Annotated in this window: 14 protein-coding genes and 2 pseudogenes; 6 read left to right on the top strand and 10 right to left on the bottom strand. The window is 35.6% G+C overall.

Going from position 1 to position 16621, the window contains the following annotated elements:
• Positions 1-672: ABC transporter permease subunit (locus AB3X49_RS08630; RefSeq protein WP_367961552.1), on the bottom strand; the 672-nt coding region annotated here is incomplete at its 3' end.
• A gap of 90 nt (positions 673-762) precedes the next feature.
• Positions 763-1497 carry a YwaF family protein gene (locus AB3X49_RS08625; RefSeq protein ID WP_367961550.1) on the bottom strand — a complete coding sequence of 245 codons (735 nt, stop codon included), beginning with the start codon at positions 1495-1497 and terminating at the stop codon, positions 763-765.
• Between the two features lie 211 nt (positions 1498-1708).
• Here AB3X49_RS08625 and AB3X49_RS08620 point away from each other — a divergent pair, with 211 nt between their 5' ends.
• The 4 genes from AB3X49_RS08620 (at position 1709) to entC (ending at position 6735) form a co-directional block, all read left to right on the top strand.
• Positions 1709-2812, top strand: coding sequence for an efflux RND transporter periplasmic adaptor subunit (locus AB3X49_RS08620; protein ID WP_367961548.1), 1104 nt, complete (start codon positions 1709-1711; stop codon positions 2810-2812).
• On the top strand, positions 2809-3483 hold the full coding sequence (locus tag AB3X49_RS08615; protein WP_002087431.1) for an ABC transporter ATP-binding protein: 675 nt from the start codon (positions 2809-2811) through the stop codon (positions 3481-3483). Before AB3X49_RS08620 ends, AB3X49_RS08615 begins: the two co-directional genes overlap by 4 nt.
• A gap of 26 nt (positions 3484-3509) precedes the next feature.
• Complete coding sequence (locus AB3X49_RS08610) at positions 3510-4661, top strand: ABC transporter permease (protein WP_002029935.1); 1152 nt, start codon at positions 3510-3512, stop codon at positions 4659-4661.
• 718 nt (positions 4662-5379) lie between these two features.
• On the top strand, positions 5380-6735 hold the full coding sequence (gene entC, locus AB3X49_RS08605) for a cell wall-binding protein EntC (protein WP_367961545.1): 1356 nt from the start codon (positions 5380-5382) through the stop codon (positions 6733-6735).
• A gap of 54 nt (positions 6736-6789) precedes the next feature.
• Here the strand turns inward: entC and AB3X49_RS08600 are convergent, their stop codons facing one another.
• From AB3X49_RS08600 to AB3X49_RS08565, 8 genes and pseudogenes are all read right to left on the bottom strand, one after another.
• The gene (locus AB3X49_RS08600; RefSeq protein WP_016126599.1) at positions 6790-7713 is read right to left on the bottom strand and encodes a HEAT repeat domain-containing protein; all 924 of its coding nucleotides are present in this window, start codon (positions 7711-7713) and stop codon (positions 6790-6792) included.
• Between the two features lie 107 nt (positions 7714-7820).
• The gene (locus tag AB3X49_RS08595) at positions 7821-8906 is read right to left on the bottom strand and encodes a DUF871 domain-containing protein (protein ID WP_063226073.1); all 1086 of its coding nucleotides are present in this window, start codon (positions 8904-8906) and stop codon (positions 7821-7823) included.
• Positions 8896-9174, bottom strand: coding sequence for a hypothetical protein (locus AB3X49_RS08590; protein WP_002087437.1), 279 nt, complete (start codon positions 9172-9174; stop codon positions 8896-8898). Before AB3X49_RS08590 ends, AB3X49_RS08595 begins: the two co-directional genes overlap by 11 nt.
• Positions 9150-10361 carry a PTS sugar transporter subunit IIC gene (locus AB3X49_RS08585; RefSeq protein WP_367961542.1) on the bottom strand — a complete coding sequence of 404 codons (1212 nt, stop codon included), beginning with the start codon at positions 10359-10361 and terminating at the stop codon, positions 9150-9152. Before AB3X49_RS08585 ends, AB3X49_RS08590 begins: the two co-directional genes overlap by 25 nt.
• A 76-nt stretch (positions 10362-10437) precedes the next feature.
• Positions 10438-10743 carry a PTS sugar transporter subunit IIB gene (locus AB3X49_RS08580; RefSeq protein ID WP_002087440.1) on the bottom strand — a complete coding sequence of 102 codons (306 nt, stop codon included), beginning with the start codon at positions 10741-10743 and terminating at the stop codon, positions 10438-10440.
• A gap of 1 nt (position 10744) precedes the next feature.
• The gene (locus AB3X49_RS08575; protein WP_002125414.1) at positions 10745-11065 is read right to left on the bottom strand and encodes a PTS lactose/cellobiose transporter subunit IIA; all 321 of its coding nucleotides are present in this window, start codon (positions 11063-11065) and stop codon (positions 10745-10747) included.
• A gap of 110 nt (positions 11066-11175) precedes the next feature.
• Positions 11176-13116 (bottom strand): BglG family transcription antiterminator, encoded by a 1941-nt coding sequence (locus AB3X49_RS08570; RefSeq protein ID WP_367961540.1) that lies wholly within the window; start codon positions 13114-13116, stop codon positions 11176-11178.
• A gap of 78 nt (positions 13117-13194) precedes the next feature.
• A pseudogene (locus AB3X49_RS08565) lies at positions 13195-14270 on the bottom strand (DUF871 domain-containing protein).
• Positions 14271-14745: 475 nt separating this feature from the next.
• Here AB3X49_RS08565 and AB3X49_RS08560 point away from each other — a divergent pair.
• Complete coding sequence (locus AB3X49_RS08560) at positions 14746-15948, top strand: MFS transporter (RefSeq protein WP_002029919.1); 1203 nt, start codon at positions 14746-14748, stop codon at positions 15946-15948.
• A gap of 183 nt (positions 15949-16131) precedes the next feature.
• Positions 16132-16572, top strand: a pseudogene (locus tag AB3X49_RS08555) (alcohol dehydrogenase catalytic domain-containing protein); the annotation flags it as partial.
• Positions 16573-16621: the final 49 nt, after the last annotated feature.

The raw sequence follows: 16621 nt of genomic DNA, 5'->3' as shown, positions 1-16621 counted from the left end.
GATATTCGTTTTCGCAAAGAAAAGTGTACTAAGTAACACATTTCGTAAAATATGACGATTTAAAATATGAAAGCGATTCAGCCCTTTCGCCTTAGCAAATAGTACATAATCTTTTTCTAACTCATTTTCAAAACGAAGCACTAACATTTTTACAAACATAATCGTAGTCGGTATAGTCAAACAAAATATTGGCAATCCTCTAATCGACTCGCCTCCGATTGACGCAATTTGAAAAGGTAAAAAACCTGTTTGTTTAAAAAACCATATAACTAAAATTTGTGAGCCTAAAATAAGAAGAATGTCTGGAATGGATTCTAGGAAGATGAGAAATGATTTAATTCGATGTTGTATACGCGGTGAACTACTCATAATCACATAAACAATACAAAATGCTACAAATAATGAAATAAAAAAAGCAGCTAAAAAAATAACAATCGTTTCTTTATAATGGATGAACAACTGTGGAAATAAAAATTTATCTCTCACATATTGCAAATTGGAGATATCCATTAAGTTCACAAACACTTCTTTTAAACTCTTTATGTACTTTGATACATTCAGCTCAAACCCATAAAATAATTTCGGCAGTGCCCCTAAACAAATAATACCCAAAATCGAAATAATAAATTGAATCGTCACTTCCATCCCATTCAGAAAAACTTTTTTGACCACGTTTTCCCTTCTCTCTATATGTAATTTACCCTCTAATTTTATTCTTAATTTTCTGAATTGTAAATATTTATAAAATAAAAAATCACTAGGTTATGATCCTAGTGATTCTTTATGCGCATGCCCTTCTCTTTTCACAAACGGCATATACACAATAAAACATCCCATAAGCGCAGCTATTTCTAATGAAATGATATAGTAAGGATGCGGCCCTAACATATCGAGTAATGAAGCAGTTTCTGGCTTACGAGCTAAAAACATATAATTACCGCCTGTTTTGTAATTCACAAACGAAACAATTGGAATCAATATATTTAAAAATACCATCGTACGCTTAATAGATTTTAATGTCGGACGATATCCTTCCACCCATGTCATAAAGAGTGGTGCCCAAATGAGCAATATATGTGCGATAAAGAATTCTATAAAGCGAAAATGCGGAAAAGCATATTGCACGTTCGGTGTTAAAATGGCTTGCGATGCACCGATAATCCCTGTAAAAAACACAATCTCATATATTCGATAACTTTTCGTTACAATCATAATCGACGCTAACAACAAACTTATCGTACATAACTCAAATGGTAATGAAGTGCCTAGCTCAAAAATACCCACTTCCCATTCCCACATATGAAGTCCAATCTCACTTCCTATAAATAGAAATGCAATCGCATGTCGAACCGTTATATTCCACTCACTTTGACGCAATAAATCTTGGTATTGATACAGAAAAAATATCCCCACCAACATAATAAATAATATAATGACATGTTGCCTCGAGTACGGAATAAATGGTTTTAATGGATGCGCACTAAAATAAGCTTCCATCTTCCTTCCTCCTCTCCTTCATACAATATTATTGTTAGAAAGAAACAACGAGTCAATTCATTTGCTTAAACTAGGACAACCTCTACCTTACATTTAGATATTCATACCTTACAAAACTGTAAGGTTATTGTAAGCTAAAACGATTTGTCAGATTCTTCACCTCTTTTATACTTAATGTAGATACTAAAACGAACGAAAAGGTGATAAATAGATGAAGAAGAAAAATAAAGTGTTAATTACTAGTGTAGTAGTGATCGGAATTGCAGCTGGATCATATTTTGCATTTGCTGGCGGTAGTTCAGAAGTAGCAATGGCATATAGCGGTTATAAAATTACGGAAAAACAAATTGAAAATGCACAAAAATTTGGCGGCGAAGTTATTCCAAATGGTATTGAAACAATTTCATTCGATCCAACAAAAGGTACGTATGAATTAGCTGTTAAAAAAGGTGATGAAGTGAAAAAAGGTCAGCTTCTATTTAAATATAATGACCCTACTGCTAAACAAGGTGTAACAGAAGCAGAAATGCAAAAGAAAATCGCACAAAAAGAAGTAACATTGTTCCAAAAACAAATTGATGCAGCGAAACAAAAATTACAAAAAGATAAAAATGCAGGCCTTCCCGCTGAAGCATTAAAAGCATCAGAAATTGAAGTTGGGCAATTAGAATCACAACTTGAAATGAAGAAGTTTGAAGTAGAAAAAGCTGATGAAATGATTAAAGTAGCAAAAGAGAAAGTAAACACACTTTCTGTAACGAGTCCAGCCGACGGTGTAATTGATGATATCGTAAAAACTGCTGATGAAAAAACAGGTATGAGTGGCATTACACTTCGTCACGCTGGTCAATTTAAAGTAAAAGGTCAACTTTCTGAATATGAACTTGCTAGTATGAAAGTTGGGCAAGAAGTAACTGTTTCATCAAAAACTGTCGCTGGTAAGACTTGGACAGGAAAAGTAACAGAAATCGGTTCTACACCATTAAAGAGCATGGACGAAAATAAAACTGTTTCTAATTATCAATTCACTGTCACATTAGATAATAGTGAAGAATTACAAAACGGCTTCCATGTTTACGTAACAAGTAAATCTGGCGAAGCAACTGGTACGATTGTTCCGAAAAGCAGCATTGTGAAAAAAGGTGACAAAAATGTTGTCTTCGTTGTAAAAGACGGTAAAGCGAAAGAACAAGCAGTTACTGTTGAATTTGAGACAGATAGCGAAGCAAAAGTTTCTGGAGTGAAAAAAGGAGAGGAAATTATCTCTAAACCTGAAAAAGACTTAAAAGACGGTATGGAGGTTGTCACTCAATGATTAACTTAAAAGGCATCACGAAATCTTTCCAAAATGGTGCAGAGTCCGTTCAAATATTACATGGAATTGATGTAACACTAAACCAAGGAGAATTCACTTCTATTATGGGACCATCTGGTTCTGGTAAATCAACATTAATGAACATTATCGGTTGCTTAGATAAACCAACGACAGGTGCGTACGAACTAGCTGGTCAAAACATTTCAAACATGTCTGAAACAGAACTTGCACATGTTCGTAATAAAGAGATCGGATTCATATTCCAAAACTTTATGTTATTACCGAGACTTACAGCACTTCAAAATGTAGAACTACCTCTTATTTACGCTGGAGTCGATAAAAAAGAAAGACGTGAGCGCTCATTAGCAGCTTTAACAAAAGTCAGTTTAGCTGATCGTGCTACTCACTTACCAAATGAATTGTCAGGTGGACAAAAGCAGCGTGTCGCAGTCGCACGTGCAATCGTAAATAACCCGAAATTTCTCTTAGCAGATGAACCGACGGGTGCACTTGATACGAAAACAAGTACACAAATTATGGATCTCTTTTACGAATTAAACAAACAAGGCTCAACAATCATTATGATTACCCACGATCGTGAAATTGGGGAAGCGGCAGCACGTCAAATTGTAATTCGTGACGGAAATATCGTCCAAGATTGGAGAGGTTAATTTTGAACACGAGTGAAAATATACGCATGGCCCTTTCCTCTATCTTTGCTCATAAAATGCGTTCTATATTAACAATGCTAGGTATTATTATCGGTATTAGCGCCATTATTACTATCATTTCAATGGGTGATGGTACAAATGCAAAGTTTAAAAAAGAGTTAGGCCAAGGAAAAGATACTGAAGTAACGATTTACTACAACAACCCTGATTATGGAACTGATAGTGCCAAAATCACACCTGATATGCTAAAACGTCTTCAAACTGTACCAGGCGTTAAAGATGTTTATCCAGATGTAAGTATGAAAGTAAAAGCATCTTCTGGTTCAAAAGATGTCTCTCTTGATTTAAAAGGTGGAACAGGCGCCTTTATGACAGATTCGAAAATAAAATTAGTTCACGGTCGTGAATTAAACGACAGCGAATTAAACCAAGCAATTCCTGCTGTTATATTAAATGAAGAAGCTTTCAACAAATTATTTAGTGGTTGGGAATCAAATTTATACACAGATGTAAAAGGAAAGCCGTATAAAATAGTCGGTGTATACGAAACGAAAAACGAATTTGGAATGGCTATGCCTGAAGGTTATACATCTCTTGAAAACGCGCCTGTCATTTCAGGAGTAAATGAGTATGACTCTGTAAAATTAACAATGACCTCTCCAACAGAACGTAAAAGTGTAGAAAAACAAGCTGTTTCTGTTTTAAACGACATGAAAGCTCCTAAATTCGAGCACAAATTCGAAGCACAGGACTTAGGTGAATTTACGAAGCAATTAGACGAATCCATCGGTATGATGAAAATGGTATTCGGTGGCATTGCCGCTATCTCCTTACTTGTTGGTGGTATCGGTGTAATGAACATCATGCTTGTATCTGTAACAGAACGTACACGTGAGATCGGTATTCGTAAAGCACTTGGTGCAACGCGCGGTAAAGTATTAACACAATTCTTAATTGAATCTTGTATTTTAACAGGACTCGGTGGTTTCATCGGATTCATGCTTGGTATTTTCTTCGCTTGGATCGTCTCAATCTTTGCCGGATGGCCACTCGTTATCTCAAAAGAACTTGGACTTCTTTCAGTAGGTATCTCAATGCTAATCGGTATTGCATTCGGTTTACTACCAGCAAACAAAGCTGCTAAACTTGATCCAATTGAATGTTTACGATATGAGTAAATAAAAAAACGTAGGAGTTTACACTCCTACGTTTTTTATTTTGTTGAAGGCAAATGTAATTTCATCGACGTTTTGACAAAAATAAGAACCTCTAACTTCTATTATATAAAGTGAAACTATAATCAGTGGGGGTTTTGTTCATCCCCCACTGATTATTAGCCTTCACCAATCAGGCTTTTACGGGCAGTTAATCTCCCACCTAACTTCTTTGCTTCAGCCGAATTTTGAGGTGAGGGTTTTACTGCCCACAAATAGCGAGATAATTCTACTGCAACTCGCGAACCAACTCATAACGATATCATCCCTTTAAATCATGTTTCTTCTATTATATATGTTTCATGTTGCGATTATCTTTTTATCCTTGCAACTTTCATTTCGCATTACCACTATCCTACAATCCTATTATTGCAAAAATAATATGTAAAAGAACAAATTCAAGGCGTAATTTTTTCCATACTACAACTTATTTTGTAACAATTATATCTCTATTTCATTAAAATCCCCCCTATATATACGACTTCACACACAAGAAGCTTATATTTTCATAACTACATTACGATTCAAATAGTTAAATACCCCTTTTTTGTAACGTTACAGAAATATTCAAGTAACACTACTGATACATTATTAATCTATTAGTAATTAAAAAAGTATTGATTTTATGAATCGTATGTTCTAATCCCCTCAAAAACGCAAAGGAAACGCTATCAGGATATTAATGGAATTATTACAGAATATTAATGCCTCGTTACGAATGCTTTGTAGTTTTGTGTTTTCCGCAAATAAGAAAATAATGGTTGCTATAATGAGGTCAACGAAAACAAATGCAATGGAGGCTATTATGAAAAAATTTATGGGTATAGCAACAGCAGCGGTTTTTGGTCTTGGGATTTTCACAACATCTGCTAAAGCAGAAACAATCGTAACGACTGATGTACTAAATGTACGAGAAAACCCAACTACTGAATCACAAGTTGTCGGAAAGTTATTAGATGGATATAAAGTTAACGTTTTACATACAGAAAACGGATGGTCAAAAGTTAAATTAAATAGTGGTAAAGAGGCTTTCATAAGCGCTGACTACACAAAAGATACTTACTACGTAACAGCAAACGTATTAAACGTACGTGCTGGAGCAAATACAGATTCAGCGATTCTTGGTAAATTGAAAAAAGATGATGTAATCGAAACAACACACCAAGTACAAAATGATTGGATCCAATTTGAATATAACGGCCAAACAGCTTATGTACACATTCCTTACTTAACAGGAAAAGCACCAGTTAAAGTTCAGCCAGTAGTTAAAGCTGAAAAAGTAACTAACGTTCAAGATACAGCTAAAGTTCGTGAAGCAGTTAAAGCCGGGGAAGTAGCTGAAACTCAAGCAAAAGCTAAGGCTCAAGAAGCAACTAAAGCTCGTGAAGCAGCTGAAACTCAAGCAGAAGCTAAGGCTCAAGAAGCGGCTAAAGCTCGTGAAGCAGCTAAAGCTCAAGCAGAAGCTAAGGCTCAAGAAGCAGCTAAAGCTCAGGCAGAAGCTGAAGCTCAAGCAGAAGCTAAGGCTCAAGAGGCAGCTAAAGCTCGTGAAGCGGCTAAAGCTCAAGAAGCAGCTAAGGCTCGTGAAGCGGCTAAAGCCGAGGAAGCAGCTGAAGCTCGTGAAGCAGCTAAGGCTCAAGAGGCAGCTAAAGCTCGTGAAGCGGCTAAAGCTCAAAAACCAGCTACACAACAACCTGTTGCAAAAGAAACTGAAACAAGTGCACCATCTTCTTCTCGTGAATTAAGAGTTCAAGCAACAGCTTACACAGCGGATCCACTTGAAAATGGTTACAAAGCAGGAGACCAAGTAAAATCAGCTATGGGTCATAACTTAACAGCTAATCCAAACATGAAACTAATTGCAGTTGATCCAAGTGTCATTCCATTAGGTTCAAAAGTATGGGTTGAAGGTTACGGAGTAGCAATCGCTGGTGATACTGGTGGAGCTATTAAAGGAAATAAAATCGATGTTTTAATGCCAGATAAAGGTACATCAAGTAACTGGGGACGTAAAACAGTTACAGTGAAAATTTTAAACTAATTATTAAAAAAAGAGTTAGTCTCATTATTGAGGCTAACTCTTTTTTTATGATTCTTACACTCTTTCTTTCTCTTGAAAGTAACTAATATTATCCCGAATCCATTTTCTCTCTGACAAAAACAAGTTTCCTCGTTTTTTATATACTTTATCAAACGTCTTTAAAACTTCTTCATGAGTAGCAAACTTATGTAAGAAACGAAGAGCAATGACGATCTCTGATTCATCAGTAGGCTCTACTTCATTTTTACGTCTTCTAGAAACAACTTTAGTTACACGTTCGCTAATTGGTTGAATCGCCATTTCATCTCCATATGCATAAATAGCTCGAACAGCTTCGTATTTCACCATAACATTTCTATCCTTTAAAGCTTCAATATAAACTATTTGTAAGTCCGCTCCCCCTATTTTCGCTAAAACCTCAATAACAGTTGAACGAACATAAGCACTATCGCAATGTAAAAGCTTTGTTAAAGGTAAGATTGATCGCTTTGTTCCAATCTCATATAAAGTGGCACATATATTTACAATATCATCTCGATTCTCTTCCACTGTAAGTAACTTCAATAAAGCATCTTCTGCTTCCAACGATTTACACAACTTTAAAGCGATGACAGCAGAATAACGAACTCCACTATTTTTATGATATATGTAAGGAATAATTTTATGTGCATTGCTTGCTTCAGATAATTTACTTAAATCTATGAGCATGCTATCTAACACCATCCTGCTTTCTTCACTTTCTAACCGATCTATCAAATAATCTGCAATATACATCTCTTTAGTATTTATTGCAAGTCGTGTAATTAAAAAATAAAGATTTGTTTTTATATATACTTTTCGTGCTTCCATTACTTTCTCTTGGAAACAAGAAAAAAGCGATACATCATTTAACTGCCTCGCTTCTTCATACGCACATTGCCGAATACCTGCTTCTTCATCCGCCATCCTCCTTAATAAATCATCTATATACTCTTCCATCTCCTTCTCCCCCGTCCAAGTTAAATCTATCCCTTTGAATTCTATATACGATAGACTACTATTTCAACAGAAAAAAGAGGATGCTATAGCATCCTCTCTTACCTTCCCTATTCCACACAAGTAAACTGTGTCCAAGCTCCTACATAATCTAGTAAGAATAACTCTTCTTCTGCAATTGTACCGACAATATTTTTCCGTTCATCTATTGGCATTTCTTTCAGAATGATTTGTAGTTCACCTTTATACTTTCCGAATAGGTTATTACCAATTACAACTTGCCCTCTTTCCTGTCGTACACTTTCGCGCACTGGGAAGTCATAGTCTTTGTACTTTTTACGTACTTCTGTAGAACGTACCATATACTCTGTTATGTCACCGCGTCTTACGTGTAATTCTTGCAGTGTCGCTCTCTTCTCTACTTCAGTCGCTTCGTCTACAAATTGTACCTTTAGCTGTAACATGTAACGATTTAAGTTTCCTAGTTTCTCTAACTCTTCTTCACTCGCATAAGCATTTCCGATAATAACATCATCAATAAGCCCTGTTGCCCATAAATGTTTCGCTTGTACTTCAATTGGTAAGTTACGATGTTGTTCTAACGTACATAATCCGTCATTAATATCCCATGGACCGATGTCAGCTGCATGCGATGTAATAAAGGCTGCACTGCGAATACCATGCTTTTTGAAGCGTTCACTACAGCGAATGAAATAATCATACGGAAGACCAGTGAATTTTTGCGGATAAAAATTGTGACAACCAATTAAAGCTGATTTATTCGCTTGATGCGAAAGGATATTTTCTAAATAGGCAATATCATTACTTACATTCAGCTCAATTTTTAAGCCATATGGATTATTCGTCATTTTCGCTTCTGTTAACCCGTCAAACCCTACATCTAAACGAATTCCATCTGCACCTAACTCTGCAAAGAATGATAGATCACTATAACTAATACCAAGTTGATCGAATACAGCCGGAGCTACATCTAAAATAACTTCCATATTATACTCTTTTGCATGCCCAATAATTTCTTTAAATTCAGCTACAATTTCTTCTTTCGGACGATTCACAGATAATAGACATGTAAATATTCTTGAAAAACCGTGGCGTGCCGCTGTCGAAATGTATGCCATATCTTGTTCTTTCGTTGAATGCTCTGGATAAAGTGAAATTCCTAATTTACGCTCCATGCTTTTGCATCTCCTTCACACGTTGTATTAATGCCATGCTCGTAAATCTATATTTTGCAGATAAACATGTTGCACATAAAATCGTTGGTACGATGATAAAGTACGGTGATTCTAAACTAAATGCCACATAAGCCCCCATTGAACATCCAATAAATAATATCGACACAAGTAGTAAAACTAATAGCGATTTACTTTGTACCCACTTTGAATAATGTGCAATACACTGCCCCGCCACGAATGTAATTAAGATGATAATTGCTCCGAGCATTCTGTTTTCTCCTCTCCTGCTAATTGTTGCTTCTCATACATTTTGAAGAATGGATAGTAAATAACGAATGAGATAACAAAGTTAACAAGTACAAGTACACCAGCCATAATTGTCCAGTCCGTACTAATAATCGCTGCAATTGGCGCTAACATCGTAAATGGCAGCTTCGCCATCATGAGCGGAATCATACCTGAAACAACTGCGAAATATGATACCGTCGTTGTAACTAACGGTGTAATAACGAACGGAATAATTAAGATTGGATTCATTACAATTGGTGCCCCGAAAATAATTGGCTCGTTAATATTGAATAAACCTGGTACGAATGATAATCTACCTAACTCTTTTAAGAACTTAGATTTAGAGAACATAAACATAATTACTAAAGCTAACGTTGAGCCTGATCCACCAATCCATACGAACCATTGAATAAATTGCTCTGTAAATAAGTTTGGTAACTGATGTGCATTTCCTGTAGCCGTGAATACTTCCATATTTTCAAGAATTGCTGAATCCCACATCGGACGGATGATTGGTCCTAAAATCGCTGGGCCATGTATACCGAACGACCAGAAGAACACGATTAAGAATACTGTTAATAAACCGCCGAATAAATTATTTCCTACTAATACTGATTTTAATGGTGCGATTAAATATGTGATTGTTGTGTTTACATCAAATTTCAAACCGTAACGAATACCCCAGAATAAAAGAATAACTACTAAAGTTGGAATTAATGCTGTCACAATAGCTCCAAATAAAGACGTAGCACTTAATGTCCCTACTGAAATATATCTTCCTGCATCAATAACACCTGGTACAGCTTTTGTTATTTGAATTGGTTCAACTGATGCTAGTAAAAAGGCGAGTACAGATAATAATCCTGCACTTAATTGATTGAGCTGATAAAAGTTCGCGAGTGAGGCCCCTACCCCAAATGCTGCGTATAAAGCCATTAAGCCTACTGTAAATCGGAATGGAATATCTAAAATATGACGAAACGGTGCAATCCACTCCATATATGCATCAATTGGTAAGTTTAAAAAGATAACGAAAAATGACCCGACAATCGTTAACGGTAATGTAGAAATAACTCCATTTCGAATTGCTAATAAATGTCGTTGCCCCGCAATCTTTTGCGTTGTTGGCATAATCTTCTGTTCCATAAAACTCATAAAACCATTCATCGATAACCCTCCCTATGTTCAATCTGACAAAAGTAAAAGTTATAACATTATAATGTTTATATTTAAAAAAATATAATTACGCTAAAACTAATTGTTCAGCTTGCTTAAGTACTTTCAAACCATCACACATACCATAATCTCGCTGCTCTATAATTGCAACTGGTATATCGTATGACTTTGCAAGAAACTCTACCGCTGGAAACAAATACTTCACCTGTGGTCCAATTAAAACAACATCAGCATTTTTTATTTCCAGTTTCACAAGTTCCGAATCAACTGCTTTAATTTTATAATCCTTCCCTTGTTTCTTTGCCTCTTCTTGCATTTTTCTTACAACCATACTCGTTGACATGCCTGCTGCACAACATAATAAAATGTACATATTATACTGTCACTTTCTCTTCCACTCGTTTATGAAGAGTAATAAATTCCTCAGCAAGTTCTTTCACTGTAATGGCATTCATTAAATGATCTTGTGCATGCACTAATAATAAACTTATTTCTGCATGATTGCCTCTTGCTTCCTCTTGAATTAAATCGGTTTGAATACGATGAGCGGATGATATTTCCTCACTAGCAAGTTCCATCTTTTCACTCGCATTCTGAAAATCTCCTTGTCTTGCAAAAGCAATTGCTTCAAGTGCCGCGCTTCTCGCGTTACCACCATGTAAAATTAACGCAAATGGAGTTTGCATATCAGTCATTTTAAATTCCTCCAAGCTATGTTTTTTCTATATTTTCATCTTATTATGAAAACGCATACAATTAAACATAAAAAACTTCCGTTATGTAACGGAAGTTTTAATATACTTTTTCATAATGATAGTAAGATTTCTTGAAAATCATCAACAGCTTGAGCCTGATGCAATTTTTCTATTATAGTTTGATTAGACATAATATCATATAAAAAATCATAAAGCTTTTGTAAATCTTCATTATTATTGCGCTTCACACTAAATAAAATAATAACTTGTACTTTTTTATCTCCCCAGTCAATCGCCTTATCGAGTGTACAAAACATCAAAAATGTCGTATCGCTTAATAATTGCATCGGATGCGGAATTGCCACTAAGTTTCCAACCGCTGTAGGAGATGTGTTCTCTCTCTCCATAACAGAAGCATAAAAGTTTGCGGGTACATAGTTTTTCTCAGCAGCTTTCTCACATAAAAACTGAATAACCTCTTCTTTCGTAGAAGCACTACGATTTAAGAAGATCAAATCTTCCTTAATATATTGCTGCATACTATCATTCACATGTGTAAATAACTGCTTACCAATTGATTTAATCTCTTTATCATCAAATATTGAGTTTACCTTTATAACCGGAACAGGCAAACCACTCGGTATATGAATCGTACTAATAATACAATCTATTTTATCTTTATAAAGATCTTCCACTTTCAATTGATAGTACCCTGTAATACCTACAATCTCTAGTTTATCTCGGAAATGTGATAGAATTTTATATTTCAGTAGTTGTGCACTCCCTTGACCAGTTGCACAAACTAATAAACATCTTTTCTTTTGATTATTTTCCTGCAAGCGGCTCATCGCCCCACCAAAGTGAATGGCAATATAACCAATCTCACTCTCTGGAATGGATTCACCCATATATTCACCAATTATATCTCCAACGAGAACTGCAATTTCAAAAGCATATGGATAATTTTTTTTCACTTCTGCCAAAAGAGGATTTCTCGTATTTAACTTATATCTCAAACGATTTAATAACGTTTTTAAATGAACACCAAAACCAAATAATAATTCTTCATCGTAATAAAAAGTAAGATTCCGTTCTTCCGCAACTTTGAAAAGAATATGCTGCATGAATGCATATACGTCTTTCCCTAATAGCTCTTCCACATTTTCATAGCGATCTCTCGCTGTAACAGCAGTACTTAATAAATGCATCGTCACATATAAAATTTCTTCTTCTGGAAATTGAAGCTTTAGCTCTGCCCCTAAATTCCCTAAAATCTGTTTCGCAATTTTATATTCTTTCTTTATTATAAGTTCAGATTCCTCTACATGCAGTGCTTGAATGTAATGATCATCCCTGCATCTCTTTAAAGCAATCGCAATATGAATTGATAAATTATCAATTTCTATATCTGATAAATATATCGTTCCTCCCTCGATATACTTTAGTATAACTGAGCGGATGAGAGAAATATGGGGTAACGATAAATATGTGTCCGTCTGCTCATAGTTCTCATGAAACGGAGTATGTTCATACCGCGGTAAACCATATTGTGATAAACAAGAACGAATATTAAATTCTTCTCCTACAATACGTATACCATAATATGGTCTTTTTTCAATTTGTAACTCATAGCGACTACAAATATCCGTAACATCTTTCATAATTAAGTTTACAGTAGATTTACTCACATAAATCTCTTCCGCTAGCTGTGAAAGCTTCACATACCCATCTGTCGTTAAAATACGGTGTAAAATATACGCTACTCTTTCTTCATAAGAAGTTGGAATCTTTTCTGTCTGTTTTTGAAATACATTTACGCAAAAACCTTTAAACTTCTTAGTTTGTATAATTTCTAGCTCGTACCCATTCCCTCTTTGTGATTCAATTTTCGCTCCGTGTTCTTCCAATATATCATTTAATAATTTTATATCCTTTTGAATCGTCTTCGTTGATACGTGTAAACGGCTCGCTAAAAAAGCTCGATTTAACATCGATTTCTCTTCTAAAAACTCCTCTAAAATGGAAATTAATCGCTGATGCACTTTTGTCATAGCTCTTCCTCTCGCTCTTTATATAAAAGGGAAAAAGCCACTGAAATCAGTAGTTTTTTCCCTTTTATCCCGCGTTCATTATTTCTTTAGCGTAAATCCAAACTTATCCCAAGCTTGTAAATAATCTAATAAGAAGATTTCTTCCTCTACAACTCGGCCAACTACATTTGTTTTTCCTGTATTCACCATATCTTTTAAAGCAATTTGCAATTCACCTTTATATTGGCCATATTGCTCATTATCAATTAAAAGATCGCCACGCTTAATTTCACGCGTATTATGCGGTTTAAACTCTTCTTTTTTATATTTCACACGACTTTGTGTAGAACGAATCATATATTCAGATACATCCCCGCGATAAAAATGAGGTTCTTCTAATACGATAATTCTTTCTAAATCTGTTGTTGTATCGTATAGTTCTATATCAAATGTTTGTTTCTCTTTATTTAACGCACCTAGTGCTTGTAATTCTTCTTCTGAAGCATAAGCATTCGCAATAATAACATCATCAATTAATTCTGTTGCAAACAAATGCTTCGCCTGTGTTGTCATCGGTAATTCGCGATGTTGCTCTAACGTACATAACCCTTCTGTTACTGGCCAAGGTCCATATGTTGCATCGAATGATGAAATAAAAGCAGCTGTTCTCATACCGTAATCTTTAAATTGTTTCGAGCATTTAATGAAATGATCGTATGATAATCCTGAATAACGATGCGGATAGAAATTATGACAGCCAATTAAATTTTCACGATTTGGTCTATGACTCATAATGTTATCTACATACTTCGTACCGTTACTCATATTAATCTCAATTTTTAAACCGTATGGATTGTACGTCATAATCGATTCTTCTAATCCTGAGAAACCAACATCTAAACGAATACCGTAAGCACCTACGATAAATCATTATAAGAAATACCTAGTTGCTCAAAAACAGACGGACTAATATCAACCAATACTTGGAATCCTAATGCATTCGCATGAGAAATTATTTCTTTAAACTCTTCTACAATTTTCTCTTTTTCGCCATCTACAGATAATAAACATGTGAATACACGTGTAAATCCGTATTTACTTGCTAATGTTAAATACTCCTTATCTTCCTCTACTGTCGAATGTTCTGGATAAATAGAAATACCTAATCGTCTCATATGTACACGCCTCTTTCTTCATCATATTGTAAACCCTTTCAAATATTTGTAGTGAAAAAAGTATGTATCCCCTTCTCGTCCACTACCATTTGAATTCGCTTTCTTTAAAGAAAAAACAATTTCTATCATTCATAACAACTACTAGTCTATACATCTATACTTTACATCTTTTTTTCATAGTTGTGTAGTCTTTCCACAAATTTGTCAGTTTTTTTGCCTTGAAAATTGTTATACGTTTTCAAGGCACCTTCCTTGACTGTTACGTTGACCAATACATATACTCGAAAGAACAGAGATAAAGTGAAACTTTAATCAGTGTGGGGTTTTGTTCATCCCCCACTGATTATTAGCCTTCACCAATCGGGCGTTTACGGACAGCAGGGCTCCCACCTAACTTCTTTGCTCCAACCAAATTTTGAGGTGAGAGTCTTACTGCCCGTTAACGCGGGAAAACTTTTATATAGGGGATGAATATATGGGAGAGGCAGTACTCGTAAAACGAGAACCGTTATGGACAAAAGAGTTTATTGCGCTAATTCTAGCAAACTTATGTATGTTTTTAGGATTTCAAATGTTAATTCCAACTTTACCTGTTTATGTGAAAGAAATTGGGGGCACAAGTTCAAATATCGGATTCGTTGTCGGCATGTTTACCGTTGCAGCACTTTTTATTAGGCCGCTAACTGGAAATGCCTTGCAGAAATTCAACAAAAAAATCATTTTAATGATCGGTACCGCTATTTGTTTACTCGCTATGGGCAGTTATCTTTTCGCTTCAACCGTTTTCCTATTGCTTGCCGTTCGAATTTTACACGGAGCTGGTTTTGGTATTACAACGACTACATACGGAACTGTCGTTTCAGATTTAATTCCGCAAGCTCGCCGCGGTGAAGGCATGGGATATTTCGGTCTTTCTGGAACTATCGCCATGGCGCTCGGTCCGCTTATCGGACTTTGGCTTATGCAAGCATATAACTTCACGATTCTTTTTTTATGTGCACTTTCATGCACAATAGTTTCATTAATATTAACGAAACTACTTCAAATCAAAAAATCGCCGCAACCACCACAGCAAACATCTGGTACCTTTCTCGATGGATTTATTGAGCGTAAAGCTTTACTTCCTTCATTATTAATATTATGTATTACATTAATGTACGGGGGAATTGGGAGCTTTATCACATTATTTGCTACGGAAGTCGGGATTGCTGATATCAGTCTCTTCTTTTTATTTAACGCACTTGCAATCGCTGTAACTCGCCCGTTTTCTGGAAGATTATATGATACGAAAGGCCATACATTCGTCATCATTCCAGGAGTTATTATTACGTTTACAGGTATTATCTTGCTGTCGTATACAACTACAATTCCGAGTTTAATTATTGCCGCAGCGTGCTACGGCAGTGGTTTCGGAGCAATTCAACCGGCACTACAAGCATGGATGATTGACCGAGTAGCACCGCACCGGAGAGGAGTAGCAACAGCAACATTCTTCTCAGCATTTGATCTTGGAATTGGTGCTGGAGCGATTATTTTTGGATTCATTGCACACTTTACCAACTATGCAACTGTATATCGATATTCCTCTCTATTACTAATCGCTTTTCTTTTCATTTACATCACAAGCTTACGGAAGCAAAAACAAGGGGATAAAACAAAAGAAAAAGCCGTTGGGTAATGCTAATTGGTTCTTTTTCGAAGTACTTGGACCAAAAAATCATGTATACACATTTGTAAAAAGCAGTGGATTCCTAAAAAAATCACACTGCTTTTTGCATTGTATTGAAGAGTGAACCGCTGTTCTATTTATTCATGTTGTTCGTATGATATTAATATATAGAACGAATTGGAGGAAATATTAATGAAAGCAATAGTGTATACAAAATACGGTCTCCCCGACGTTCTTCAACTGAAAGAGATAGAAAAACCTGCTCCTAAGGACAATGAAATACTAGTAAAAATAAAAGCGACAACCGTAACAGCAGGAGATATTCGCTCACGAAGTTTTACGGTCCCCTCTTCTGTTTGGCTACCCGCTCGAATCGCACTTGGCTTTAAGCAACCGAAAAAACAAATACTTGGAATGGAATTAGCTGGTGAAGTTGAATTGGTAGGAAAAGACGTCACACGATTTAAAAAAGGAGACCAAGTTTTTGCAGCTACCCAAGTAAATTTTGGTTCTTATGCTGAGTATATTTGTCTACCTGAAGATGGAGCAGTGTGCATGAAGCCCTCCAATATATCCTATGAAGAAGCCGCAGCCATCCCAATTGGAGCACGTACAGCTTTGTTTTTCCTTAGAACCTGTCTAAAATCTAGGGTATAATCTATGTAAAAAGGATGATTCCTAT

This window comes from Bacillus sp. C30 (assembly GCF_040838255.1).
Lineage (GTDB): Bacteria > Bacillota > Bacilli > Bacillales > Bacillaceae_G > Bacillus_A > Bacillus_A mycoides.
This window is presented reverse-complemented; position numbering and strand designations above follow the sequence as displayed.